General features: G+C 50.6%; 23 protein-coding genes. 13 read left to right on the top strand and 10 right to left on the bottom strand.

The annotated features are described in order from the left end of the window. Positions 1 to 215 precede the first annotated feature (215 nt). The 3 genes from ATY27_RS04760 (at position 216) to ATY27_RS04750 (ending at position 3,033) form a co-directional block, all read left to right on the top strand. Complete coding sequence (locus ATY27_RS04760) at positions 216 to 467, top strand: DUF1289 domain-containing protein (protein WP_244151290.1); 252 nt, start codon at positions 216 to 218, stop codon at positions 465 to 467. Between the two features lie 76 nt (positions 468 to 543). Next, positions 544 to 2,091, top strand: coding sequence for a cation:proton antiporter family protein (locus ATY27_RS04755; protein WP_244151291.1), 1,548 nt, complete (start codon positions 544 to 546; stop codon positions 2,089 to 2,091). 219 nt (positions 2,092 to 2,310) lie between these two features. Continuing rightward, on the top strand, positions 2,311 to 3,033 hold the full coding sequence (locus ATY27_RS04750) for a polysaccharide deacetylase family protein (RefSeq protein WP_208930946.1): 723 nt from the start codon (positions 2,311 to 2,313) through the stop codon (positions 3,031 to 3,033). Here ATY27_RS04750 and pcp read toward each other — a convergent pair. The 4 genes from pcp to pxpA are packed head-to-tail and all read right to left on the bottom strand — an operon-like array spanning position 3,030 to position 6,097. Next, entirely contained in the window at positions 3,030 to 3,674 is a 645-nt protein-coding gene (gene pcp, locus ATY27_RS04745; RefSeq protein WP_208930947.1) for a pyroglutamyl-peptidase I, read from the bottom strand. The genes ATY27_RS04750 and pcp overlap by 4 nt on opposite strands. Before the next feature lie 13 nt (positions 3,675 to 3,687). After that, positions 3,688 to 4,635, bottom strand: a complete 948-nt coding sequence (locus ATY27_RS04740) for a DUF979 domain-containing protein (RefSeq protein ID WP_208930948.1) — start codon at positions 4,633 to 4,635, stop codon at positions 3,688 to 3,690. Further along, positions 4,635 to 5,348 carry a DUF969 domain-containing protein gene (locus ATY27_RS04735; RefSeq protein ID WP_208930949.1) on the bottom strand — a complete coding sequence of 238 codons (714 nt, stop codon included), beginning with the start codon at positions 5,346 to 5,348 and terminating at the stop codon, positions 4,635 to 4,637. Before ATY27_RS04735 ends, ATY27_RS04740 begins: the two co-directional genes overlap by 1 nt. Further along, the gene (pxpA, locus tag ATY27_RS04730) at positions 5,345 to 6,097 is read right to left on the bottom strand and encodes a 5-oxoprolinase subunit PxpA (RefSeq protein ID WP_208930950.1); all 753 of its coding nucleotides are present in this window, start codon (positions 6,095 to 6,097) and stop codon (positions 5,345 to 5,347) included. Before pxpA ends, ATY27_RS04735 begins: the two co-directional genes overlap by 4 nt. Before the next feature lie 149 nt (positions 6,098 to 6,246). On the opposite strand from pxpA, the gene ATY27_RS04725 reads away from it, so the two are divergent. From ATY27_RS04725 to ATY27_RS04695, 7 genes are all read left to right on the top strand, one after another. After that, positions 6,247 to 6,726, top strand: coding sequence for an N-acetyltransferase (locus ATY27_RS04725; RefSeq protein ID WP_208930951.1), 480 nt, complete (start codon positions 6,247 to 6,249; stop codon positions 6,724 to 6,726). 213 nt (positions 6,727 to 6,939) lie between these two features. Then, positions 6,940 to 8,250, top strand: coding sequence for a trigger factor (gene tig, locus ATY27_RS04720; protein ID WP_208930952.1), 1,311 nt, complete (start codon positions 6,940 to 6,942; stop codon positions 8,248 to 8,250). 110 nt (positions 8,251 to 8,360) lie between these two features. After that, the gene (gene clpP, locus ATY27_RS04715) at positions 8,361 to 8,966 is read left to right on the top strand and encodes an ATP-dependent Clp endopeptidase proteolytic subunit ClpP (RefSeq protein WP_244151437.1); all 606 of its coding nucleotides are present in this window, start codon (positions 8,361 to 8,363) and stop codon (positions 8,964 to 8,966) included. Positions 8,967 to 9,036: 70 nt separating this feature from the next. Beyond that, positions 9,037 to 10,317 (top strand): ATP-dependent protease ATP-binding subunit ClpX, encoded by a 1,281-nt coding sequence (gene clpX / locus ATY27_RS04710; protein WP_208930954.1) that lies wholly within the window; start codon positions 9,037 to 9,039, stop codon positions 10,315 to 10,317. A gap of 227 nt (positions 10,318 to 10,544) precedes the next feature. Beyond that, on the top strand, positions 10,545 to 12,941 hold the full coding sequence (lon, locus tag ATY27_RS04705; RefSeq protein WP_208930955.1) for an endopeptidase La: 2,397 nt from the start codon (positions 10,545 to 10,547) through the stop codon (positions 12,939 to 12,941). Positions 12,942 to 13,151: 210 nt separating this feature from the next. Beyond that, positions 13,152 to 13,424, top strand: a complete 273-nt coding sequence (gene hupB / locus ATY27_RS04700; RefSeq protein WP_031565609.1) for a nucleoid-associated protein HU-beta — start codon at positions 13,152 to 13,154, stop codon at positions 13,422 to 13,424. 190 nt (positions 13,425 to 13,614) lie between these two features. Then, positions 13,615 to 15,537, top strand: a complete 1,923-nt coding sequence (locus ATY27_RS04695) for a SurA N-terminal domain-containing protein (protein WP_208930956.1) — start codon at positions 13,615 to 13,617, stop codon at positions 15,535 to 15,537. Between the two features lie 128 nt (positions 15,538 to 15,665). Here the strand turns inward: ATY27_RS04695 and ATY27_RS04690 are convergent, their stop codons facing one another. The 6 genes from ATY27_RS04690 to pspF are packed head-to-tail and all read right to left on the bottom strand — an operon-like array spanning position 15,666 to position 22,034. After that, the gene (locus ATY27_RS04690) at positions 15,666 to 16,433 is read right to left on the bottom strand and encodes an ATP-binding cassette domain-containing protein (protein WP_208930957.1); all 768 of its coding nucleotides are present in this window, start codon (positions 16,431 to 16,433) and stop codon (positions 15,666 to 15,668) included. Further along, positions 16,426 to 17,427, bottom strand: coding sequence for an oligopeptide/dipeptide ABC transporter ATP-binding protein (locus tag ATY27_RS04685; protein WP_208930958.1), 1,002 nt, complete (start codon positions 17,425 to 17,427; stop codon positions 16,426 to 16,428). The genes ATY27_RS04690 and ATY27_RS04685 overlap by 8 nt, the downstream gene beginning before the upstream one ends. Then, positions 17,427 to 18,320: an ABC transporter permease subunit gene (locus tag ATY27_RS04680; RefSeq protein WP_208930959.1), complete on the bottom strand. Its 894-nt coding sequence runs from the start codon at positions 18,318 to 18,320 to the stop codon at positions 17,427 to 17,429. Before ATY27_RS04680 ends, ATY27_RS04685 begins: the two co-directional genes overlap by 1 nt. Beyond that, positions 18,320 to 19,339 (bottom strand): ABC transporter permease, encoded by a 1,020-nt coding sequence (locus tag ATY27_RS04675; RefSeq protein WP_208930960.1) that lies wholly within the window; start codon positions 19,337 to 19,339, stop codon positions 18,320 to 18,322. Before ATY27_RS04675 ends, ATY27_RS04680 begins: the two co-directional genes overlap by 1 nt. Further along, the gene (locus tag ATY27_RS04670) at positions 19,336 to 20,946 is read right to left on the bottom strand and encodes an ABC transporter substrate-binding protein (protein ID WP_208930961.1); all 1,611 of its coding nucleotides are present in this window, start codon (positions 20,944 to 20,946) and stop codon (positions 19,336 to 19,338) included. The genes ATY27_RS04675 and ATY27_RS04670 overlap by 4 nt, the downstream gene beginning before the upstream one ends. Continuing rightward, positions 20,943 to 22,034, bottom strand: a complete 1,092-nt coding sequence (gene pspF / locus ATY27_RS04665) for a phage shock protein operon transcriptional activator (RefSeq protein WP_208930962.1) — start codon at positions 22,032 to 22,034, stop codon at positions 20,943 to 20,945. The genes ATY27_RS04670 and pspF overlap by 4 nt, the downstream gene beginning before the upstream one ends. 183 nt (positions 22,035 to 22,217) lie before the next feature. Between pspF and pspA the strand changes: the two genes are divergently transcribed. Genes pspA through pspC form a run of 3 tightly spaced genes read left to right on the top strand, consistent with a single transcriptional unit; the run spans position 22,218 to position 23,551 of the window. After that, positions 22,218 to 22,886 (top strand): phage shock protein PspA, encoded by a 669-nt coding sequence (pspA, locus tag ATY27_RS04660; RefSeq protein WP_208930963.1) that lies wholly within the window; start codon positions 22,218 to 22,220, stop codon positions 22,884 to 22,886. A 25-nt stretch (positions 22,887 to 22,911) separates the two neighbouring features. After that, a complete protein-coding gene (gene pspB, locus ATY27_RS04655) occupies positions 22,912 to 23,148 on the top strand; it encodes an envelope stress response membrane protein PspB (RefSeq protein ID WP_208930964.1) in 237 nt (78 codons plus the stop codon). Next, positions 23,141 to 23,551: an envelope stress response membrane protein PspC gene (gene pspC, locus ATY27_RS04650; RefSeq protein ID WP_208930965.1), complete on the top strand. Its 411-nt coding sequence runs from the start codon at positions 23,141 to 23,143 to the stop codon at positions 23,549 to 23,551. The genes pspB and pspC overlap by 8 nt, the downstream gene beginning before the upstream one ends. The last annotated feature ends 1 nt before the right edge of the window (position 23,552 follow it).

The following is a 23,552-nucleotide window of genomic DNA, read 5'->3' as shown; positions in this document are numbered from 1 at the left end:
TGGTTGGTCAAAACTTAAAACTGCCACAGCCTTTGACGGAATGTAAGAGGCAGCCCGGCAACCTGCGCCTGTCAGGCGCTGCGCAGCGACAAACGTCAGTGTTTTGCCGGTTCAGGTACAGACTGCAGCGGCGCCAGACGGATTGCCCGCGCCAATCCGACAAATTTTTGGCATACTAACGGCCAAACTTGCCAGCGAATCTGGCGGAGGCCCTGATGGATTCACCTTGTGTTGCCTGTTGTAAACTGAATAACGAAAAAATCTGTACCGGCTGCTATCGTCATATTGAAGAGATTGTCGACTGGAATAAAAGAACGGACGCCCAGCAACTGCAAATCCTGCAACTTTGTGCAACACGCCGGCAGGATATTGATGCACATAGCAGCCCGACATCGGCCATTACTTCTGCCGAATGGCAAAGCGCAAAACAAGCGCTGGCACTGAAAAAACAAAGCCAGCTCAGTTGATCTGGCGCAACCGGTGAACTTGATGGCTGCAACTGTTGCTGTCAGACTAAACAATAAGAGTGACAGGGAGATAGCGTTGATTTTAGAAGCCGTCTGGATTGGATTTGCCTTTAGTCTCGGTATGCTGGTGCGCCTGTGCGGCCTGCCGCCACTGATTGGTTATCTTGCCGCAGGTTTTGCCATTACCGCCAGTACCGAAGCGCTGCAGTTGCCGCAAGGCCACGCCATTATCGAGCATGTGGCACATCTTGGCGTCTTACTGTTGTTATTTACTGTGGGCCTTAAGCTCAACATGCGCAGTTTGCTCAAACCCGAAGTACTGGGCGGCAGTGTGCTGCACTTTGCGCTGTCAGGCTTGTTGTACGCGCCGGTGATTTGGCTGGCATTTGACTCAAGCTGGTATCACGCCTTGATGCTGGGTGCTGCACTGGCGTTTTCATCGACAGTATTAGCCGCCAAAGTATTGGAAGGAAAACGTGAGATCCGTGCTTTTCATGGCCGGGTAGCCATTGGTATTCTGGTCGTGCAGGATTTAATTGCGATGGCCATGCTGAGTTTTTCCAGCGGTATTACGCCATCTTATTGGGCGTTGTTAGTCCTCGCAGTTCCGCTGCTGCGGCCACTGCTGTTTAAACTGCTGGATTTAACCGGCCATGACGACCTGCAAATCCTGTTTGGTGTACTGCTCGCCGTAGTGGCTGGTGGTATGGGCTTTCATGCCGTCGGCCTCAGTGCAGAATTGGGCGCACTGGTGTTTGGCGCTTTGCTGGCAAAACACCCCAGAGCCGGTGAATTGTCGAAAACTTTGTGGAGTTTAAAAGAGTTTTTTCTGGTGGGTTTTTTCCTGCAAATCGGCCTTGGTGGTTTACCGGATCAAAGTGCCTGGCTGTTTGCCGCGTTAATGTCGATCTTATTGCCGCTCAAAGCCGCGTTGTTTTTTGCGCTGTTGGTGTTGTTTAAACTGCGGGCGCGCAGTGCTTTCCTGTCAGGATTGACACTCAGTAACTACAGCGAATTCGCCTTGATAGTGGCCAGTGTCGCGATGCCACAATTTTTGATCCCGCTGGCTTTGACGGTCGCTTTATCCTTTGTCATCTCGGCGCCGCTGAACCGTTATGCCCACCCGCTGTATGAACGTCTGGCCAGCCGGTTGATCCCGCTCGAGCGTAATATCCATCATCCGGACGAACAACCGGTCACCTTAGGGGATGCTGAAGTGATGATTATGGGGATGGGGCGCACCGGCGGCGCGGCATATGACTATTTGAAGCATAAAACGCATCTGGTAGGGCTTGATTCGGATCCGGCGCGGGTCCGGCAGTTCCAGGAACGCGGCGACAACGTGTTGTTCGCCGATGCAGAAGATCAGGTGTTTTGGCAGGGCCTGGATTTAGGCCGGGTCAAAGCGGTGATCCTGTGCCTCAGTGACAGTGAGGCCAAGCTGATTGCCACACAAAAACTGCGTGCCGCTGGCTTTGCCGGCCTCATCGTGTCGCATTCGATGCAACAGGATGAAGCTCGCAAAATTATGGCGGCAGGGGCCGATCATACCTATCTGACGATGTCCGAAGCCGGTTTAGGTTTGGCGGAACGAGTGCGGCAACATATTAGTTTGCCCGGTTAAATTTGGCGTAGTGTCAGTTTATTTTGCATGTCATGTAATGTAATCGGGCAACCGCAAATATCGTCCGCGCGTCAACTGTTGCTCTATCGCTATTCTGTAGATTTTGCAGGGACACCGCTGGTGCTGGCACAACTTATGCTTAGATCCACGTCCTTCATTTCAGTCTGACTGAAAGTACAGAACAACAAGCCCGGCACAGGGCTGCTAAGGATCTCTGGCATGCGTGTACAAAGCCATTTTATGTTTTTGCTTGTCCTGGTGTTATTTAGTGTCGCGGGCATCTGGCGTTTGAGTAGTTTGCCTGATCTGCAGGTGTTTGGTGAGATAAAAAGCCAGGCAATAGTCTCAGAAAAAGTGGTCGCCCTGACGTTTGACGACGGTCCAACCCCAGACAAAACCAATCAAATTCTGCAAATTCTCGCTGAAGAACAAATTCCCGCCACCTTTTTCCTGATTGGCCAGGAAGTTCAGCAACATCCACAGCTGGTACGGCAAATTTTGGCCGCCGGTCATCAGGTGGGCAATCATAGTTTTAGTCATCAGCGGATGATTTTTAAATCACCGGCTTTTGTTGCCGGAGAAATTGAACAAACTGATACGCTGTTACGCGACAGTGGGGTGGACGGGGTGATTTACTTTCGCCCGCCGTATGGCAAAAAGTTATTGATATTGCCCTGGTATCTGATGAAGCATCACCGCGTCAGCGTAACCTGGGATGTGGCGCCGGAAAACTTTCCCAAAATAGCCAAAGACCCGCAGGCGTTAGTCGACTATACCGTGCAACAGACGAAGCCCGGCTCGATTATTTTACTGCATGTAATGTATGACAGCCGCCAGGCAACAATGCAGGCGGTGCCAGAAATCATCCGGCAGCTAAAAGCGCAGGGCTACCGGTTTGTTACTGTGCATGAATTGCTGAAACTGGAGCAGGCGCAGCACTAGTCCAACGTTCCACCAACAGCCGCGATATCCTGTGAATATTGCTGGCAACACCGGACAATTTCCGTCAGCGCTGTGACAACAGTTGCTACCGCCATGCTGGCTGCGTCCGCTTTACCGGCAGCTTGTTCCGGCGTATATGGAATATGGATGAATCCACCGCGACCGCCGGCCATGGATGCCAGCTGATGCAGCATCTGGTACATCAGGGCATTACACACATAAGTACCTGCCGTGTATGAAATATTCGCTGGGATCCCGTTTTGTTGCAGCTGCTGTCGGATTGCTTTGAGCGGCAGCGTACTGAAATAGGCGGCGGGGCCAGTTGCCACGATCGGCTCGCCACTGGGCTGCCAGCCACTGTTGTCCGGGATACGCGCTTCGAGCAAATTAATCGCGACCTGTTCAAGACTGATCTGCGGCCGGCCACCAGCCTGACCAATACAAAGCACCAGGTCGGGTTGCCAGCTGTTGATGCTGGATTGTAGCAGAGTGGCACTACGCCTGAATTCGACAGGCAGGATCAATGCCTGCCACTGCACACCTGCCGGCGGCGGTAGCCGGCAAATCTGCTCCACTGCGACAGCGCTTGGATTAGTGCTTTCGCCGCCAAAAGGTTCAAAACCGGTAAACAGAACTTTCATCAGAATGCACCCGTTACAAAAATGCCAGTTGATCCAGCAATATGATATTGACGGCCAGCAGCAACAGCGCCGTCGGCGCCTGAGCTTTGATCACCGCATGCTGGTCTTTCAGCCCTAACAATGCCACCGGCACGATATTAAAATTCGCCGCCATCGGTGTCAGCAATGTACCGCAATAACCACAGAACATCCCAATCGCCGCCATCACCGCCGGATTTGCGTCATGCTGCTGAATCAACAATGGAATACCAAGGCCTGCAGTGATCACCGGAAACGCTGCAAACGCATTGCCCATAATGATGGTAAAGCCAGCCATCGCCAGCGCATAAGCGGCGACTGCGGCCAGGCGGCTGTCCAGCTGCAGGTATTCATGACTGAGCGCCGCAATAATTTGCCCGACGCCGGCCTGATTAAACAACAAGCCTAAGGTTGCCAATAAATGTGGCAATAAAAACGCCCAGCCAATCGCTTCCAGCAAGCGTTTGGCTTCAAGACCGCCTTGACGTGGTGATTCGCGGGTCAGGTAACAGGCGATGGCAAAAGCCAGCACACAGGCAACTCCCAGACTCAGTAAGGTCAGGTTTTTCGGATCAAACCAATTAAGGGCCGGAATCTGACCCATGACCAGCACCAGCAACAAGGTAAAACCTGGTATCGCCAACGCCGGAACAAACAGTTTTTTGCCAAGCCGTTCCAGTGACGCCAGTTGCAGTTTGTCTGGTAATGCCTGATAAGGTCCGGCCGCCAGTCCGCCAAGCCCGGCCAGCAAGGCCATGCCGAGCACCAGTGCGCCAACAACTGACGTCGGCAGATGATCACCGATGACAAAAATAGCGGCGTAGCTTAACCAGAACAAACCGCTGCGAAACCGGCGGGGATGTTGCGGATCCAACAGTGTCAGCACAGCGACCAGTGCCATAATCGCGCCAACCAGCCAGTACAGATGGGTTAATGTCAGCATCAGTTGCGCTCCGTTTGCTGTGGGGCAGCCTGAGCCAGCCTTGCTTGTTCTGCAGCCAGATAGTGGTCAAGCCGGCGCAAGCGAATGGCGTGAATCAAAAACGCCGCAATTGCGGTTGGGATGCCCCAGAATGCAATGTGCATCGGATCAGTTTCGATGCCGGATTCGCGCAAAAAAGTATGCATCAGCACGATGGCGCCAAAGGCGACGAAAATATCTTCTCCAAAAAATAAACCGATGTTATCAGTGGCTGCAGCCATGGCTTTTACTTTGTCACGCACTTGTTGTGACAGTCCCGGATGCTGCCGTTCTGCCAGCGCTTCCGCCATCGGCGCGACCAGCGGCCTGACCATTTGCGGATGACCGCCGAGGCTGGTTAAGCCCAAAGCGGCACTGCCTTCGCGCGCCAGCAGATAAATACTAAGTAGCCGACCCACAGTGGCGCCTTTAACGCCGGCGATAAAACGTTGCGCCTGTTGTTTCAGACCATGCCTTTCCAGCAAACCAATAATGGCCAGGGGTAACAGTAAGATCACCGGCAATGAGCGGGTTTTCAGAAAACTCTCGCCGATGGCGCTAAGCAGCTGCACTGGCGGCATCAAGGCGCAAAGACCCGTCACAATACCGGCGCTAATTACGACTAATACCGCATTAAAACGCAGGACAAAACCAATCATCACGACCGCGATGCCGAGCAAAGGCCAGTAGTTCATGCTGCGCCTCTGAAAAACGAACGAATATGGACGCCAGCCTGCTGTAATGCTGAGGATAAGTCGCGGGCGAGTTGTAACGCTTCCGGGCTGTCACCATGCAGACACAAACTGTCAGCGTTGAGTTGGATCTGTTGATGGTCAATGCTGTTGATCGACCCCGTCTGTACCAGTCGAAGGCTTTGTTGCAGGGCAGCCTGATGACCCAGCACCGCGCCTGGCTGGCTGCGTGGCACCAGCTGTCCTGATGCCAGATAGGCCCGGTCGGCAAACGCCTCCTGATACACCGTTAAGCCTGCCGCTTTGGCGGCATGAAACAGTGCGCAGTCTGGTAAGGTCAACACCGCTAAATCGGCGCGATGCGCCTTGACCACATCCGTGACAAGAGTTGCCAATTGGATATCCACTGCGGCCTGGTTATACAAAGCGCCGTGTGGTTTGACATAACTCATCGAAATGCCGGCTGCATCAGCCAGTGTTTGGAAATAACTGAGTTGCTGTTGCAGACTGGTAGTCAGTTCTGCAGCGGACATTGTCAGAGCCTGACGACCAAAGTTGGTGCGATCCGGATATGACGGATGGGCACCGACACAAACCTGGTGTTGTTTACAGGCCTGCAGCGCTTTGAGAATATCGGCTTCGCTGCCAGCATGGGCGCCACAACTGATATTGGCGGAAGACAACAGCGGGATAATCGCCAGATCATCACCGCAACCTTCGCCAAGGTCGGCATTTAAATCAATATATTTCATCAGGACACCGTCAGGGGGAGTGCAGACAGCACCTTAACAGGCTGTGGTTTTTGCTGTAAAGCTGGCTGCCGTCAGGTCGTACCGGTACACTGCTGCAGTGATAGGTCTGGCATTGATGGTTCAGGACCGCAGTATAAACAGGAGTGTATATGGTGCAATTGTCAGGTGGCGTGTCCTTTGGGCCCATCGTAAAAGCAGAACTTGCCGCTGTAGCCGAACTGGAAGTCAGCGCGTTTCCGCCACCGGTGTATCCGGTGTTTTTCTTTCGTCAGGCTTTTGATTTATGGCCAGATTTGTTCTGGGTTGCCCGTCAGGATGATCAGATCCTGGCTTATCTGATTTGCGGCCCTGAATTTGCCGAACCGTCCCGACTCAGTCTGATGTCTTTTGCTGTAGCGCCGCAGGCGCAAGGGCAGGGCATAGGTAAGGGCCTATTACAGGCATTTTTACGACAATTACCAATGGTTGCTCCCAAGATCCGGCAGCTGTGGCTGACCGCTGATCCAGACAATCTACCCGCCGTGCGACTCTATCAGCAGCATGGTTTTGTCACCAGTGCTGAGGAACCGGATTATTATGGCGCTGGTTACCGGCGTCTGGTTATGACGGCTGAAATCCCGGCAAAATAGCTGGGAAAAAAGCAGCAGAACAGGGGTGAAACTCAGCGCCAGGGCGCGCCAATGCTGGGTTTTAATCAAATGCTCGACGCCTCGAAAAACCCCCGCTATAATGCCGCGTCCTATTAAACGTTCAGCTTGGCGGCCATAGCTTCTAATGCAACAGTGCCAGGCTCTGGTAAGCAGGCGTATCGCTACGCCCGATTTTGATTTTGAGGTAACAAAATGCAAGTTTCTGTTGAAACCACTCAGGGTTTAGAGCGCCGCGTCAATATTACAGTTCCGGCCGCCGCCATCAGTGTTGAAGTCGAGAAAGAATTACGTCAAATTGCCAAAAACCGTCGTGTAGATGGTTTCCGTCCAGGCAAAGCGCCAGTCGCAATCATCAAGAAAATGTTCGGTTTATCAGTGCTGCAAGACGTGGCTTCACGTCAGATGCAAAACCATTTCTATCAGGCTATCGTCAGCAACAAGCTGAACCTTGCTGGCAACCCGACTTTCGCTCCAGGCCAACTGGCTGAAGGTCAGGATCTGGCATTCACAGCTACTTTCGAAGTGTATCCTGAAGTTGTGCTGTCTGGCCTCGAAAAAGTCGAAGTGACCAAACCAGTCGTTGAGATCGCTGCTGATGACATGAGCAAAATGATCGAAACACTGCGTAAGCAACACGCGACCTGGGCTGCCAAAGCCGATGCCGCTGTTGCTGGCGACCGCGTCAACATGGACTTCTCTGGTTCAATCGATGGCGAAGAATTCGAAGGCGGTAAAGCTGCTGGTTTCAGTCTGGACCTGGGCCAGGGCCGCATGATCCCTGGTTTTGAAGATGGCATCATCGGCAAAAAAGCCGGCGAGCAATTCACTATCGACGTGACTTTCCCGGCTGAATATCACGCTGAGAACCTGAAAGGCAAAGCTGCTCAGTTCGCAATCACGTTGAACAGCGTGGAAACGCAAGTGCTGCCAGAAGTGAACGAAGAATTCGTTAAACTGTTTGGCCTGGCTGACAACACTGTAGAAGCGCTGCACACTGAAGTTCGCAAGAACATGGAGCGCGAGCTGAACCAAGCCATCAAAGGCAAAGTGAAAGAGCAAGTGATCAAAGGCTTATTAGCAAACCATGAACTGGACGTGCCACAAGCACTGATCGACAGTGAAGTAGAAGTGCTGCGTCGCCAGGCTCTGCAACGGTTTGGCCAGAACATGAATGCGAAAAACCTGCCAGAACTGCCAGCAGCGCTGTTCACTGAACAAGCCCGTGACCGCGTCAAAGTCGGCCTGTTACTGGGTGAAGTGATCAAAACCAACAACCTGCAGGTTGATGACAGCCGCGTACAAGCGCTGATCGAAACTGTAGCATCTGCCTACGAAGATCCAAAAGAAGTAGTGCAGTACTACAACAGCAATAAAGAGCTGCTGCAAGGTATGCGCAACGTCGCGCTGGAAGAACAGGCCATTGATCTGGTGCTGGCAAAAGCCAAAGTCACTGAACAAGCGGCGAAGTTTGACGAAATTATGAATCCGGCTGCTGCGAACTAAGATTGACTTTAGTCGGGGCGACAGCTTTAATGGCCTGAGCAGCAGTGTTCGGGCCATTTTCATTTGTGCTGCCGCATTTCAGGGAATCAGTTATGGTGTCAACACCTCATATGAATGAATTAGTTAACGCGTTAGTCCCCATCGTCATCGAGCAAACCGCCAAAGGTGAGCGTTCTTTTGACATTTACTCTCGTCTGCTCAAAGAGCGGGTTATTTTTCTGACCGGCCAGGTTGAAGACCATATGGCTAATCTGATTGTGGCGCAGTTGCTGTTCCTCGAATCAGAAAATCCGGAAAAAGACATCTACATTTATATCAATTCACCAGGAGGCTCTGTCACTGCAGGTCTCGCCATTTACGACACCATGCGGTATATCAAGTGTGATATTGCGACCGTGTGTGTGGGGCAGGCCGCCAGTATGGGCGCGTTCCTGTTGTCGGGTGGCACCAAAGGCAAACGCTATGCACTGCCAAACGCCCGCGTGATGATCCATCAGCCGTTAGGTGGTTTTCAGGGCCAGGCGACCGACTTTGAGATCCACGCCCGGGAAATTCTGACGATCAAAGAAAAACTGAATCGTCTGATGGCCGAACATTGTGGCAAGACCCTGGAAGAAGTGGTCCGTGATACCGAGCGGGACAATTTCTTAAGCGCGCAACAAGCGGTTGATTATGGTCTGGTCGACCAAATCCTGACCAAACGCGAAGCCAAATAAGCTTAGTTTTAAGCACAGATTGAATAAAAGCGGTGTGAAAGCGTCGCTTTGGGAAGAATGAGGTAGTTCCATGTCTGATCACCGCACTGACGGCGAGAAGAGCAACAAGTTGCTGTATTGCTCTTTCTGTGGCAAATCGCAACATGAAGTGCGCAAGTTGATCGCAGGTCCGCAGGTGTATATCTGTGATGAATGCGTTGACCTGTGCAACGACATTATTCGTGAAGAAATCAAAGACATTTCGCCAAAACGCGATGGTAATAAATTGCCAACGCCAAAAGAGATCCGCAATCACCTCGATGATTATGTCATCGGTCAGGAACATGCGAAGAAAGTTTTGGCCGTTGCTGTGTATAACCATTACAAGCGGTTACGTACTGTAGGGCAAAAACAGGATGTTGAACTGGGTAAATCAAACATTCTGCTGATTGGCCCAACCGGTAGCGGTAAAACCTTACTGGCAGAAACATTGGCCCGTCTGCTCGATGTACCATTTACGATGGCGGATGCCACCACATTAACCGAAGCCGGTTATGTTGGTGAAGACGTCGAAAACATCATCCAGAAATTGCTGCAAAAATGCGATTACGATGTAGAGAAAGCCCAGCGCGGTATTGTCTATATCGATGAAATCGACAAGATTTCGCGGAAATCTGAGAATCCGTCGATCACGCGAGATGTATCGGGTGAAGGCGTGCAGCAAGCCCTGTTGAAACTGATTGAAGGCACAGTCGCCTCTGTACCGCCACAAGGTGGCCGTAAACATCCGCAGCAGGAATTCCTGCAGGTGGATACGTCGAAGATCCTGTTTATCTGTGGTGGCGCTTTTGCCGGCCTGGATAAAATCATCGAGCAGCGCAGTGCTAAAGGCTCCAGTATTGGTTTTGGCGCTCAGGTGAAAAGCAAAGAATCCAGCCGCAGTCTGACCGAAAGTTTCCGTGATGTGGAACCTGAAGACCTGGTGAAATTCGGCTTAATCCCGGAGTTTATCGGTCGTCTGCCGGTTGTCGCGACGTTGACTGAACTGGATTTAGCGGCACTGATGCAAATTCTTAGTCAACCGAAAAATGCGCTGATCAAACAGTTTGGCGCACTGTTCCAAATGGAAGGCGTTGAGCTTGAGTTCCGTGAAGATGCGCTCAAAGCAATCGCTCAAAAAGCAATGGAGCGCAAAACCGGCGCCCGTGGCCTGCGATCGATTGTTGAAGGTGTATTGCTGGAGACGATGTATGAACTGCCATCCATGCAGGATGTGGCGAAAGTGGTCGTTGATGAGACGGTTATTCGCGGCGAGTCGCAACCGATCCTGATGTATCAGAACCCGGAAAAAGTAGCAGCTGAGTCACATTAAGCTGCGCTTGATGCGATGCTTGGTGCATCGATATCCATGCCATTTCCGTTGAATCATAAAAGGAGCTTCAGCTCCTTTTTTTTTGACCTGATTCAATATCTTGCCGCACATTTAATCAAAGGTATGTCACAACAGGCATTTTTTTTGCTGTGGCGTTGAACTGAAGCTTTTGAACCCCATATACTCCTTATCTCACGCCTGCAGTAACTAATTCGAGAGTAATTCTAATGACAGAAGCAACAGTCGAACGTTTGCACATGCCCGTGCTGGCATTACGCGACGTAGTCGTCTATCCGCATATGGTGATCCCATTATTCGTCGGGCGGGCAAAGTCCATTAAGTGCCTGGATGCGGCCATGGACAAAGACAAGCAAATTTTTCTGGTGGCGCAGAAAGACGCGACACTGGACGACCCGGCTGAGGCTGATTTGTTTACTGTCGGTACTGTCGCCACAATTCTGCAATTGCTGAAATTGCCAGATGGCACGGTGAAAGTGCTGGTAGAAGGGGGGCGTCGTGCCAAACTGGCAGGCTTTACTGAAACCGACAAAACCTTCATGGCCTACGTCGATGTCATTGCCTCACCAGAACTTGATAGTCGCGAGCAGGAAGTATTCCTGCGTTCGGCGGTGAATCAGTTTGAAGGCTATATCAAGCTGAACAAAAAAATCCCACCGGAAGTTCTGACAGCTTTATCCGGTATCGATGATGCCGCTCGTCTGGCTGATACGATGGCCGCGCATATGCCGTTGAAAGTCGAAGACAAGCAAAAAGTGCTTGAAATCATCGACGTGACCGAGCGTTTAGAATACCTGATGGCGATGATGGAAAGCGAAATCGACATTTTGCAGGTTGAGCGCCGGATCCGCAGCCGTGTCAAAAAGCAGATGGAAAAAAGTCAGCGCGAGTACTACCTGAATGAGCAGATGAAAGCGATCCAGCGCGAGCTGGGTGAGCTGGATGACGCGCCGGACGAATTCGAAGCGATTAACCGTAAAATTGAAGCGGCACAGATGCCAACTGAAGCGAAAGACAAAGCCAGTGCTGAATTGTCTAAGCTGAAAATGATGTCACCGATGTCAGCAGAAGCCACGGTGGTGCGCTCTTATATCGATTGGCTGACACAGGTGCCGTGGAAGTCCCGTTCTAAAGTGAAAAAGAATCTGGCGCTGGCAGAGGAAATCCTTAATGCTGACCACTATGGCCTCGACAAGGTCAAAGAACGTATTCTGGAATATCTGGCGGTGCAACAGCGTGTCAATAAATTAAAAGGCCCGATTTTGTGTCTGGTGGGGCCTCCGGGTGTTGGTAAAACGTCATTGGGTCAATCCGTGGCGAAAGCAACCGGCCGCAAATACGTGCGGATGGCGCTGGGTGGCGTGCGGGATGAAGCGGAAATTCGTGGACACCGTCGCACCTATATCGGCTCTATGCCTGGCAAAATCATTCAGAAAATGGCCAAGGTCGGTGTGCGCAATCCACTGTTCCTGCTGGATGAGATTGACAAAATGGCATCGGATTTCCGTGGCGACCCGGCGGCAGCATTGTTAGAAGTACTGGACCCGGAACAAAACTCAGCATTCAGCGACCATTATCTGGAGGTTGATTACGACCTGTCAGACGTGATGTTTTTTGCGACCAGTAACAGTCTGAACATTCCGGAAGCCTTGTTAGACCGGATGGAAGTGATCCGCTTATCTGGCTACACCGAGGACGAAAAGCTCAATATTGCCAAGCAGCATTTAGTCAGCAAGCAAATTGAGCGCAATGGTCTGAAAAAAGGTGAACTGGAAGTTGAAGACAGTGCCATCATCGGCATTATCCGTTATTACACGCGGGAAGCCGGCGTGCGTAGTCTGGAACGTGAGATCTCCAAACTGTGCCGAAAGGCAGTGAAACAAATTCTGCTGAACAAAGCATTGAAAACGGTGCGTATCAACCAGGAAAATCTGGAAGAGTTTTTAGGTGTGCAACGGTTTGACTACGGCAAAGCTGAAGACAGCAACCGGATTGGTCAGGTCACCGGTTTAGCCTGGACTTCTGTCGGCGGCGATTTGCTGACGATTGAAGCAGCTGCAGTGGTGGGCAAAGGCAAGCTGACGCATACCGGATCGCTGGGCGATGTAATGAAAGAATCCATCCAGGCGGCAATGACGGTTGTCCGTAGCCGGGCTGAAGCCTTGCGCATTAATGAAGATTTCTATGAAAAACGTGATATCCATATCCACGTGCCAGAAGGTGCTACACCAAAAGATGGTCCGAGTGCTGGTATTGCGATGGTGACGGCGCTGGTGTCCAGCCTGACCGGTAATCCGGTACGGGCGGATGTCGCGATGACCGGAGAAATTACTTTGCGCGGTGAAGTACTGCCGATTGGCGGTCTGAAAGAGAAGTTATTAGCGGCGCGCCGGGGCGGTATCAAGCGAGTATTGATCCCACATGACAACGTGCGTGACTTAAGAGACATTCCGGAGAACGTCAAAGGCGACATCGAAATCTGCCCGGTACAATGGATAGATGAGGTGCTAGAACTGGCTTTACAGGAGCCGCCAACCGGTATGTCTGTGATCACTGAAGAAAAAAAGAGCACAAGAGCCAAAAAAAGCCAAAAAAATCCGGTTTAGGGGCTTTTCAAAAGCTCAGGCTGTGCTAATTTAGGGGCAGTTTCGGTGCAGCCCTTGTCGGACAAGGGCTGGCGAGACACCAAGAATTTTTCAGGACCCTTGGATTTGTGCTTGCAAGCCTGTTTATGGCTTGATATAACAAAGGCCGAACACAAGAATGTACTTTGAATCTGGTTGTAGAAAATAATAACAATTGAAGGGGATGATATTGTGAACAAGTCTCAACTTATCGACAAAATTGCTGCTGGTGCAGACATTTCTAAAGCGGCAGCGGGTCGTTCTCTTGACGCGTTCATCGAAGCCGTTACTGAAGCTTTAAAGGAAGGTGACTCAGTTGCGCTGGTTGGTTTCGGTACTTTCGCAGTACGCGAGCGTGCAGCCCGTACTGGTCGTAACCCACAAACTGGCGAAACGATCCAAATCGCTTCTGCGAAGATCCCTTCTTTCAAGCCAGGCAAAGCGTTAAAAGACAGCGTGAACTAAGAAACGCTGATCCGGCGCGCCGGGTAAGTGATTCGGGCTCAAAGGAACCCGTGCCTGTTGCCACTGTCGCTCAGATGACAATCAACTAAGCTCGTTACAGTTCCTCTACAGCTTCTATAAAAAAGGCGCATCTGATAAGATGCGCTTTTTTTTTAAGCCAGCTATTGCAGCGAAAAGAGATAAATCAAGCATGTTAGAAAAGATCAGAGATGGTTCGCAGGGCATTATTGCTCAGGTCGTGCTGGGCCTCGTTATCCTGACGTTTGCGGTTTCAGGCGTCAGCAGCTACTTCGGTAACAATGCCGACCAACCGGTTGCCGTGGTCAACGGCGAAGAAATCAGCCGGACGAAGTTTGAACAAAGCTATCAGAATGAACGCGCACGAATGGAACAGCAGTTTGGTGAGATGTTCGCTAACCTGGCTGCCGATACCAACTACATGAATAATTTCCGTAATCAGGTATTGGAGCGTTTGATCGATGAAACGCTGTTAAAACAACAAAGCACTGTGTTTGGCATTGCGATCAGCGATCAATTTTTAAAAGACGCTTTGCTGAAAATGCCAGAGTTTCAGGTTGATGGTGTTTTTAATAACGATCGCTATCTGGCTGTGTTACGGCAGAGTAACCTGACAGCCAACCAGCTGCGTGATTTATTACGTGAGCAATATAGCCGGAATCAGTTGTTGGTTGGTCTGGCTGGCTCAGATTTCGCCCTGCCAGGCGAAATGAAATCGCTGATGACGCTGCAACAGCAAACACGTGATATTGAATATGCCACGGTGAAAGCCACAGATCTGGCAAAAGATGTCAAAGTTGATGATGCTCAGCTCAATACCTGGTATCAGCAGAATCAGGCTCGTTATGCCACACCAGAACAGCTTTCATTGCAATATGTCGAGTTAAAAGCCGCAGATTTGGCTAAAGACATCCAGGTAAACGATGGCGATATCAGTGCATATTACAATGCGAATCTGAGTCGGTATCAGGGCGAGGAGCGCCGTCGCGTATCCCACATCCTGCTGGAATCGGCAGAAGACAACGCCGATGTGAAAACCAAAGCCGAAGGGATTCTGAAAGAACTGCAGGGCGGAGCCGATTTTGCGGCGCTGGCGAAGCAGCATTCTGCAGATACTGTGTCCGCTGAAAATGGTGGTGATCTGGATTTCATCACCAAAGGTGTGATGGAGCCTGAGTTCGAAACTGCAGCCTATGCACTGGCCAAAGCCGGTGATTTATCGGCAGTGGTCAAAACGTCGTTCGGTTACCACATCATCAAGCTGACTGAAGTTGAAGCAGCGAAAGTGAAAACTATTGATGAAGTGAAAGACTCTATTGTTGCCGCAGTCAAAACTGAAAAATCAGCAGAGAAGTTTGCAGAGTTACAACAAAAGCTGGCCGAAGTCAGTTTTGAAGTCGCAGACAATCTGGAAGAGGCTGCAACTGCAGTGGGCGCCAAAGTGCAAACTGCTGCCATGTTCAGCCGTGCGACAGCACCTGGCCTGCTGAATACGCCAAAGTTTCTCGATACGGTGTTTAACGCTGATTTCATCAGTGCTGGCACGAACAGCGAAGTTGTAGAACTGGCACCTCAGCATGTCGTGGTCGCACGTCTGGTTGAACATCAGCCCGCGAAGAATAAGTCATTTGACGAAGTGAAAACTGAAGTTCAGACGGCTTATATTGCTGAGCAGTCAGCCGAGCTGGCGCAGCAAAAAGCTGCGGCATTACTGGCTGAATTACAAGCCGGTAAAGCGATCAGCGAACTGGTTGCTGCCAATAGTCTGACACTGGAAAAATCCGTTGCTACCCCGCGGTTTGGCGGTGCGTTGGATGCAGAGATCCGCACCAAGGCGTTTGAGTTGGCAAAACCAACCAAAGACAAAGCAGTGAGTTTTGGCAGCACCAAACTGCAAAGCGGTGATGCAGCGTTGGTGTTAGTCAGCAAAGTGACTGATGTTCCATCGCAAGGTGAGCCAGCTCAGGCAGAACTGGATAATCTGGCGAACCAGCTGAGTCAGTCCCACTTTGCAGTTGTGCAAAAGGCACTGCGGGAACGGTCGGAAATCAGCCGTAATCTGGCTGTGTTGACTGCAGCGACAGAGCAACAGTAACTTATTACTGAGACAAAAAAGCCCGCTTAGCGGGCTTTTTTTATGGCTGGAGCCGTGTTGGCTGACATCAGGTGACATTAACGCTGAAATTAAAGCTGGAGATGTCTGTCCATGGTCATCGGTATGATTCAGTACTGCACGCTGTTAATCAGCTTGCGGCTGAATTCGTGAACAGGGTTAGCAAAAATTTCAGCCGTTGGGCCATAATCGAGACACTCGCCACGATGCAACACCATCGTATAATCGGCAAAGTGTCGAACCAGCCGCAGCTGGTTTGTGATCAGCAGATAGGCAATACCGGTGTTTTGCTGTAATTCCAGCAACAGATTGACAATTTGTGCCCGTAACGATGGATCCAGCGCTGTCAGCGCCTCATCCAGAATCAACACTTTGGGATCCAGGATCAGCGCACGCGCCAAGGCTACCCGTTGCAGCTGTCCACCTGAGAACATATGCGGATAATAATTGGCATGTTCATTTAATAAACCCAGTAATCTGAGCGTCTGGCTGATTTTTTGTTCACGCTGATCAAAACTCAGCACGGTACTGTAGCGCAACACTGCATGCAGGATCTCGGCAATTTTCTGATTCGGATTCAGTGAGCGGGCGGGGTCCTGAAAGATATAGCGAATAAACTGATTGGTTTTGCGATATTCACTGCAATTAATCTGACTGCCGGCATACCAAATTTCGCCTTGATCCGGTTGTTCAATCCCAACCAGAAGTTTTGCCAGCGTACTTTTACCTGAACCCGTTTCGCCAACAACCGCCAGTGTTTCCCCCGCCTGCAGGGTAAAGCTGACATGGGCCAGCGCTATAATTTCTTTATGGTTAAACAGGCCGGTTGCTTTCCGATAAGTTTTGCCAAGGTTGCGTACTTCGATTAAATCACTCATCCGCAACGCTCCGCTGAATGGGGAAATGACAGCTGAAGAAGTGGTTCTGGTGGCGCTCCAGTTGTGGTGTTTTCACACATTCTTTGCGTGCATTCGGGCAACGTGGCCCCAGTCTGCAGCCGATCGGCAAATGTTGCAGGGTAGGGATGCTGCCGTGTAAAGCATACAGTTGTTGTTTAAACCCGAGATCTGGCTGGAATTCCGGTACGCTGCGGATCAGTGCATCGGTATAGGGATGTCGCGGATTCTGCAGCAGATCAGCAGTTTCTCCGGCTTCAACCAGTTGACCACAATACAACACACTCAGTGTATCGGTATTCTTGGCGACCGTTTCCAGTTCGTGACTGATCAGCAAAATAGATGTGCCTTTAAGCTGATTAAAGCTAGCCAATAAACGAAAGAGTTGTGCTTGAGTGGTACTTTCCAGTGCGGTAGTAGGTTCGTCGGCAATCAGCAGTTTAGGGTCTTTGGCGATAGCCATCGCAATCGATATTTTTTGGCACACCCCTTCCGACAGCTGATAGGGGTAACTGTTCAACACTGCCTGATGATCACGAATACCGACTTTATGCAACAGATTCACCGCGCGTTTACGGCGAAAATAACCGCGTTGCCACCATGAGACGCCTTCGACTAAGTGGTCGGGCACAGATTCTGCTAACTGCTCGCCGACAGGTGCTGTTGGATCCATGCTGCGGCTGGGTTCTTGATAGATCATCGCGATATCCCGGCTGATAATCTCACGTTGCCGGCGATAGGGCAGGCGCAGCAAATCTTCGCCACACCAGCTGAAGCGATCCGCAGAGATATGCCAGCGCTCATGTAATACACCCATAATTGCTTTGGCGATCAAACTTTTACCTGAACCTGACTCACCAACCAGTCCGCGAACTTCACCTTCTTTGAGCGATAAATTAACGCGATCAACGGCTCTGACAATGCCGTCAGGCGTTTCGAGTTCCAGTGTCAAATTGCGGATATCCAATAACTGCATCAGCTTTCCCGCCGTTTTTTCATCGCTTTGCGCAAGCCGTCGCCGACCAGATTGATTGATAAGACAGTGATAAAAATCAATAGACCGGGCAAGGCAACAGTCCAGGGTGCCAGATAAATCGAATCCAGTGCATCGGCAACCATACTGCCCCATTCCGGGGTCGGCGCCTGTGCGCCTAAGCCAAGAAAACCTAAAGCAGCGATATCCAGAATGGCTGTCGACAATGCCATAGTAAACAACAATGAAACTGGCTCCCACAGATTGGGCAATACCACCGACCAGAGGATTTGCCAGTTATTGGCGCCATCCAGACGATAAGCGACCACATAATCCTGCTTCAGTTGTTGTTGTATGGCGTTGCCAACGCCATGAACAAATTGCGGTAATAACGCCAGCATAATGGCCCATATCGTATTCATCAGACCAGGGCCGAGCACAGCGACGATCACGATGGCCAGCAGCAGGCTGGGGATGGTCAGGGCAAGATCCAGTAAGTGGTTAAAAATACTGGATTGGACGCCACGTGTCATACCGGCGAGCGCTCCGAGTATCAGGCCAACAATCATCGAACCCAATACAGCCAGTATGGCCAGACCAAAGCTGTAACTGGCGCCCAACATCAACCGGGACATCAGATCACGCCCTAAATCGTCGGTGCCAAATGGATAAGACACCAGACCATTGCCTTGCCAGGATGGCGCCAGCAGCAGTAACTCAGAGTTCTGTAAGTAGGGATCATGTGGACTGATAAAAGGGCTGATGATTGCGAGCAGGACCAGCACAGACAAAATAATCAGGCCAAACAAAGCGAAGTGCTGTGGCATAAAATGCCGCCACAGCAGCTGGTAAGGCTTTTTATTGTACTCTTCATAATACAAGCGCAACTTTTTCATCAGAGCTTCCGCGCCAGTGGGTTAAACAGCGTATGCAGGATCTCGGTCAGCATGTTGACGCAAATCACCAGACTCGAGACCACCAGTAGTCCTGCTTGGATCGCCGGATAATTGCGCTGATAAATGCTGTCGATCAGCCATTGTCCAATACCCGGCCAGGAGAAAATGACTTCGGTCAGCATCGCGAGTGTGATCAACGTACTGAATTGCAGACCAACCTGCCGGGTGACCGGCAGCAGTGCATTGCGCAGACCATGCCGGTACAGGACCTGCGCGCGTGACAGACCTTTGGCTCTGGCGGTTTTGATGTAGTTTTGTTCCAGTACTTCGAGCATCGAATGTCGGACAAAGCGGATCATCACGTTAGTCGGGTAACTGGCCAGAATGAAAGTCGGCAATGCAAGGTGTAACAATGCATTGTAAGCTGCCGCGCTGCGGTCAATAGCCGGTGTCAGCAGAATATCGACAAACACAAAGCCGGTCTGGGCCGGTACTTCATACAGAACGCCGAGTCTGCCTGAGGTAGGCAGCCAGCCGAGTTGCAGTGAAAACAACATAATACCGACCAGTGCCAGCCAGAATACCGGCATGGAGTAACCAATCAGCGCCAGCCCCGAAATAAGCTTATCCAGCACGCTGTCTTTTTTTACTGCCGCCAGCAGCCCTAATGGAATACCGACCAGCAGGCTGAGGCACAGTGCATAAGATGCCAGTTCCAGCGTTGCCGGCAACACCCGGCCAATCTCATCTAACACGCTCTGCTGACTGGCGAAAGAAAGTCCCCAATTACCATCCAGTAATCTGTGGTTATATTCGATATATTGCTGCCACAGACTTTGGTCCAGCCCAAGTGTGTGTTGCAACTGTTGATGTTGTTCCGGCGTGATATCCCGTAATCCGGTCAGGTTACTGACCAGATCGCCTGGAAACAGATAATTCAGGCTAAACACAAAGATGGTCAATGCGACAAAAACAAAGCCAAGTAAAAATAAACGACGGGCGAGATAACGCAGGATCATGGTGTTTTCCCAGCATGGACAAAACTGATACCGCCATAGGGGTTGATACTGACCCCCTGGACCCTGCTGTTTTTAACCTGAAAGCGTTTTGAGTGGGCGATAGGCACCAGTGGCATTTGTTCCTGCAGATATTGTTGGGCTGCCAGATAATAACTACGGCGCTGCGGTACATCAGTCGTCTGCAGTGCACTGGCAATAAACTGGTCAAATTGTTCATCGCACCAGTTGGCGCGGTTGCTGCCGGATACTGCAGCAGCGCAGCTCAACAGTGGCCGCAGAAAATTGTCGGGATCGGCATTATCAGCTGACCAGCCAATCAGCACTGAATCATGTTCACCTTGACCTAACTTGCGGCGAAAGGTATTCCATTCATAGGACACAATCCGGGCCCGTACGCCAATGACCCGTAAATCAGCCTGGATCAGCTCCGCCATTTTTTGCGCATTCGGATTGTACATGCGCTGCACGGGCATCGCCCAGATGTCGAGGTTAAAGCCATTGGGATAACCGGCTTCTTGTAATAACTGGCGGGCTTTTTCCGGGTTAAAACTGTCTGCTGCAGCGTCTTTCCGGTATGCCCACGAATTTGGTGGCAGTACCGAGGTCGCTTCTTCCGCCTGACCGAAATAAACCGCCTGCAGAATATTGGGTTTATTAATCGCAAGGGCCAATGCCTGTCGCACTTTTACCTGATTAAATGGAGCTTTTTGCGTATTAAAGGCCCAGAAACCAACGTTCATGCTGGTTTGTTGATCGACGCGAAAATCGGCGCGATTTGACAGCATTTGCAATTCTGCCAAGCGGGGGATCGGCGCAACGTCGCATTCCTGCGTCAACAGTTTTGCCAGCCGTTTGGTATTATCCGGCACAATATCGATCACCAGTTGCGCCAGTGAGCCATGTTCGCGCCAATATGCCGGATGGCGGTAATATCGGATCAGCACATCTTTTTGATATTCGCGGAACATAAAAGGCCCGGTGCCGATCGGCAGTAAATCCAGTTGCGCTTTCTGGTTGCTTTGCACCAGAGCATAACCATATTCCGCCGATAAAATGGCAGCAAAGTCGGTCGCGAGTACTGATAAAAATGAGCTGTCGGGCTGATTCAAGCGGAATTCGACTTCATCGCTGCCAAGTGCGGTGACGCTTTGAATGCGCTGACGCCAGTCGATACTGTCAAAGTATGGGTATTCTGTTGCCGTCTGAAAAAATGGATGATCAACCAATAACATCCGGTTAAAGGTGAAAGTGACATCATCTGCATTCAGTGCACGCGTCGGTGAAAAATACGTTGTGTGGTGAAACTGTACATCTTGGCGGAGTTTAAAACGATAGGACAAACCGTCGGCGCTGACCTGCCAGCTATGCGCCAAAGCTGGTTTTAATGCGCCGCTGGTCGCGTCGATATCTAATAGCCGGTCATACAAATGTTGGCTGATGGCATCAATAGTGGTGCCCGAAGTGACCAGTTGCGGATTAAAGGTTTCAGGTGAACCTTCGGCACAATAGACCAGGCCATTGATGCTGTCCGTAGGGCTGGCCGGTTGGCAGGCAGCCAACCACAGTACCAGACTGAGGCTGCCTAAGCGGCATGGGGTTGAATTCATTGTTGGCTGTCTAACAATTTGTATTTTTTCATATAACCACGAAGTTGATGATACGTCAGATTTAACGCATCCGCAGTCTTTTTCTGGTTGTACTGGCAGGCAGCCAGTGCTTGCTTAATCAGGGTTACTTCGTAGTTTTCAGACAGCAGTTTAAAATCCTGCAGTTGGGAAAAATCAAATTGTAATGCCGATGTCGCATGTGTCGGTACCGGTGTGTGTACCACATGGGGAGCAGAGCTGGCGCCCGTAGTTGCGATAGGCGCACTGACCTGGCGGTCAACAGTCCTGACCCTAGCCAATGGTCGGAATGGCGACGCAAAAGGATCAAACAGAATATCATGCACCGGCACATAGGGATTGTTGGTGCGATAGACACTGCGTTCGACCACATTTTTTAATTCCCGCACATTGCCAGGCCAGTCGTAATCCATCAGTTGGCGTTTGGCTCTGTCACTAAAACCGCTGAACAGCTCGAAGTTCAGTTCGCGCGCCATATTGATTGCGAAGTGTTCCGCCAGTTGCATGATATCTTCCTGCCGCTCGCGCATTGGCGGTAACGTGATCACGTCAAAGGCCAGGCGGTCTAAAAGGTCAGCACGAAACTCGCCGCGCTCAGCCATGCCAGGTAAATCTTCGTTGGTCGCACAGACCAACCGCACATCGACTTTAATCGGCCTGCTGCCGCCGACTCGTTCAAATTCGCCGTATTCAATCACCCGCAGCAACTTTTCCTGCACCAGCCCCGGGGTATTGGCCAGTTCGTCTAGAAATAAAGTGCCGAAATTAGCGCGTTCAAAGCGACCTTCATGGCGTTTACTGGCACCGGTAAAAGCGCCTGCCTCGTGGCCAAATAGCTCACTTTCCAGCAGATTTTCATTTAGAGCAGCACAGTTCAGCGTCAGATAATTTTGATCCCAGCGTTGCGATAAGTAGTGTAGTCGCGCTGCGATTAACTCTTTACCGGTACCGCGTTCGCCAATAATGAGTACTGGTTTATTCAATGGGGCAATCTGAGACACCTGATCCAATACGTTGAGAAAACTGTTAGATTGGCCAATCAGGTTGTCTTGTTGAAATGCGCGTGCCATGGGACTGCCATTTAGTGGTTAAATTTGCTAATTAGTAGTCTATTTGAAAGCAGGCTTTGGTGACAGCTTTTAGTGAAAATAAATAAAGCATTCAAATACAATAACTTAAGTTTGTTTGCAGAGTTGGCAAGGATCCTGAATAAGAATATCTGACTCAATCAGACACCAAACGGGGTAAACATCATGGGTATTTTCTCTCGCTTCTCAGACATCGTGAATTCAAATATCAACGCACTGTTAGATAAAGCTGAAGATCCGGAAAAAATGGTTCGCCTGATCATTCAGGAAATGGAAGATACGTTAGTTGAGGTGCGTTCAACCTCTGCCAAAACCATCGCAGAGAAAAAAGAATTACAGCGTGTCGTCAGCCGACTGGAAGAAGATGTGGCCGACTGGCAAGGTAAAGCCGAACTGGCGCTGAGCAAAGATCGGGACGATTTAGCCCGCTCTGCGTTAATCGAAAAACAAAAAGCTGCAGATCAGGCCGCTGCTGTTAACGCTGACATTGCAAATTTAGATTTACATATCAGCAAGTTGCAAGACGAAGTATCACAGCTGCAGGAAAAGCTGGCGGATGCTAAAGCGCGGCAGAAAACTATGCTGATGCGTCAGCAAACGGTTGCGTCCCGCTTAGAAGTGAAGAAATCATTGGACAGCACCCGCTTAAACGACGCGATGTATAAGTTTGAACGTTACGAACAAAAGATCGACAATCTGGAAGCTCAGGTCGAATCTTACGACTTAGGTAAAAAGACTCTGCGCGATGAATTTGCAGAGCTGGCTTCTCAGGACAAAATTGACTCTGAACTGGCAGCGCTGAAAGCAAAAATGAACCAAGAGAATAACGCCTGATTGTCAGGCGTTTCTGGAGCCGAACATGGATATTACCGAAGCTTTTGCGATACCGATGATCATCTTTATGATTTGTGTGGCACCGATCTGGATCATTATGCACTATCGCAGCAAACGCAAAATTTCAGAAGGCCTGTCCGAACATGAACTGGCGCAACTGAATGATTTATCATTGAAAGCTGAGCGAATGGCGGACCGGATCAAAACGCTGGAGGCCATCCTGGATGCTGACGCACCAAACTGGAGGCGTAAACATGAGTAGCAAACGTCGCGAGCTGTTGCGGGATGACCGCAACGGCAAAATCGCCGGGGTCTGTGCCGGCATTGCCGATTACTTCGGTTGGGAACTGTGGCTGGTTCGTGTAGTTGTGCTGGCGTCCGTTTTACTGGGTTTCGGCGGGATTTTACCGGTCCTGTACCTGGTTGGCTGGATAGTGCTGGAGAAAAAATCGGTCGCCGAACAACGCAGTGGCGAACCAGTTCGCGCTGCTGCAGAGCGGCCAGTCGAGGTGAAAACCCGCGTCTGGCAACGTGGTGAAGCACCACCGCGTGCACTGAATCATCTGAAACAACAGTTTGACAGCATTGAATACCGGCTGCGGGATATGGAGTCTTATGTAACGTCCAGTAAGTTCCAGTTACATCGCGAGTTTAATAAACTTTAAC

The sequence above is a fragment of the Rheinheimera sp. F8 genome (genome assembly GCF_001518915.1).
Note: the sequence above shows the minus strand (reverse complement) of the source record. Positions and strands in the feature narration are given on the sequence as shown.

Coding starts and splice junctions, on each gene's coding strand:
- clpX (WP_208930954.1), top strand. CDS start 9,037: ATGTCTGATCACCGCACTGACGGCGAGAAGAGCAACAAGTTGCTGTAT.
- ATY27_RS04695 (WP_208930956.1), top strand. CDS start 13,615: ATGTTAGAAAAGATCAGAGATGGTTCGCAGGGCATTATTGCTCAGGTC.
- ATY27_RS04750 (WP_208930946.1), top strand. CDS start 2,311: ATGCGTGTACAAAGCCATTTTATGTTTTTGCTTGTCCTGGTGTTATTT.
- ATY27_RS04725 (WP_208930951.1), top strand. CDS start 6,247: ATGGTGCAATTGTCAGGTGGCGTGTCCTTTGGGCCCATCGTAAAAGCA.
- ATY27_RS04735 (WP_208930949.1), bottom strand. CDS start 5,348: ATGAACTACTGGCCTTTGCTCGGCATCGCGGTCGTGATGATTGGTTTT.
- ATY27_RS04740 (WP_208930948.1), bottom strand. CDS start 4,635: ATGCTGACATTAACCCATCTGTACTGGCTGGTTGGCGCGATTATGGCA.
- pcp (WP_208930947.1), bottom strand. CDS start 3,674: ATGAAAGTTCTGTTTACCGGTTTTGAACCTTTTGGCGGCGAAAGCACT.
- ATY27_RS04760 (WP_244151290.1), top strand. CDS start 216: ATGGATTCACCTTGTGTTGCCTGTTGTAAACTGAATAACGAAAAAATC.
- pspB (WP_208930964.1), top strand. CDS start 22,912: ATGGATATTACCGAAGCTTTTGCGATACCGATGATCATCTTTATGATT.
- ATY27_RS04685 (WP_208930958.1), bottom strand. CDS start 17,427: ATGCAGTTATTGGATATCCGCAATTTGACACTGGAACTCGAAACGCCT.
- pxpA (WP_208930950.1), bottom strand. CDS start 6,097: ATGAAATATATTGATTTAAATGCCGACCTTGGCGAAGGTTGCGGTGAT.
- clpP (WP_244151437.1), top strand. CDS start 8,361: ATGAATGAATTAGTTAACGCGTTAGTCCCCATCGTCATCGAGCAAACC.
- ATY27_RS04680 (WP_208930959.1), bottom strand. CDS start 18,320: ATGAAAAAGTTGCGCTTGTATTATGAAGAGTACAATAAAAAGCCTTAC.
- ATY27_RS04690 (WP_208930957.1), bottom strand. CDS start 16,433: ATGAGTGATTTAATCGAAGTACGCAACCTTGGCAAAACTTATCGGAAA.
- ATY27_RS04675 (WP_208930960.1), bottom strand. CDS start 19,339: ATGATCCTGCGTTATCTCGCCCGTCGTTTATTTTTACTTGGCTTTGTT.
- pspC (WP_208930965.1), top strand. CDS start 23,141: ATGAGTAGCAAACGTCGCGAGCTGTTGCGGGATGACCGCAACGGCAAA.
- lon (WP_208930955.1), top strand. CDS start 10,545: ATGACAGAAGCAACAGTCGAACGTTTGCACATGCCCGTGCTGGCATTA.
- pspA (WP_208930963.1), top strand. CDS start 22,218: ATGGGTATTTTCTCTCGCTTCTCAGACATCGTGAATTCAAATATCAAC.
- ATY27_RS04670 (WP_208930961.1), bottom strand. CDS start 20,946: ATGAATTCAACCCCATGCCGCTTAGGCAGCCTCAGTCTGGTACTGTGG.
- pspF (WP_208930962.1), bottom strand. CDS start 22,034: ATGGCACGCGCATTTCAACAAGACAACCTGATTGGCCAATCTAACAGT.
- tig (WP_208930952.1), top strand. CDS start 6,940: ATGCAAGTTTCTGTTGAAACCACTCAGGGTTTAGAGCGCCGCGTCAAT.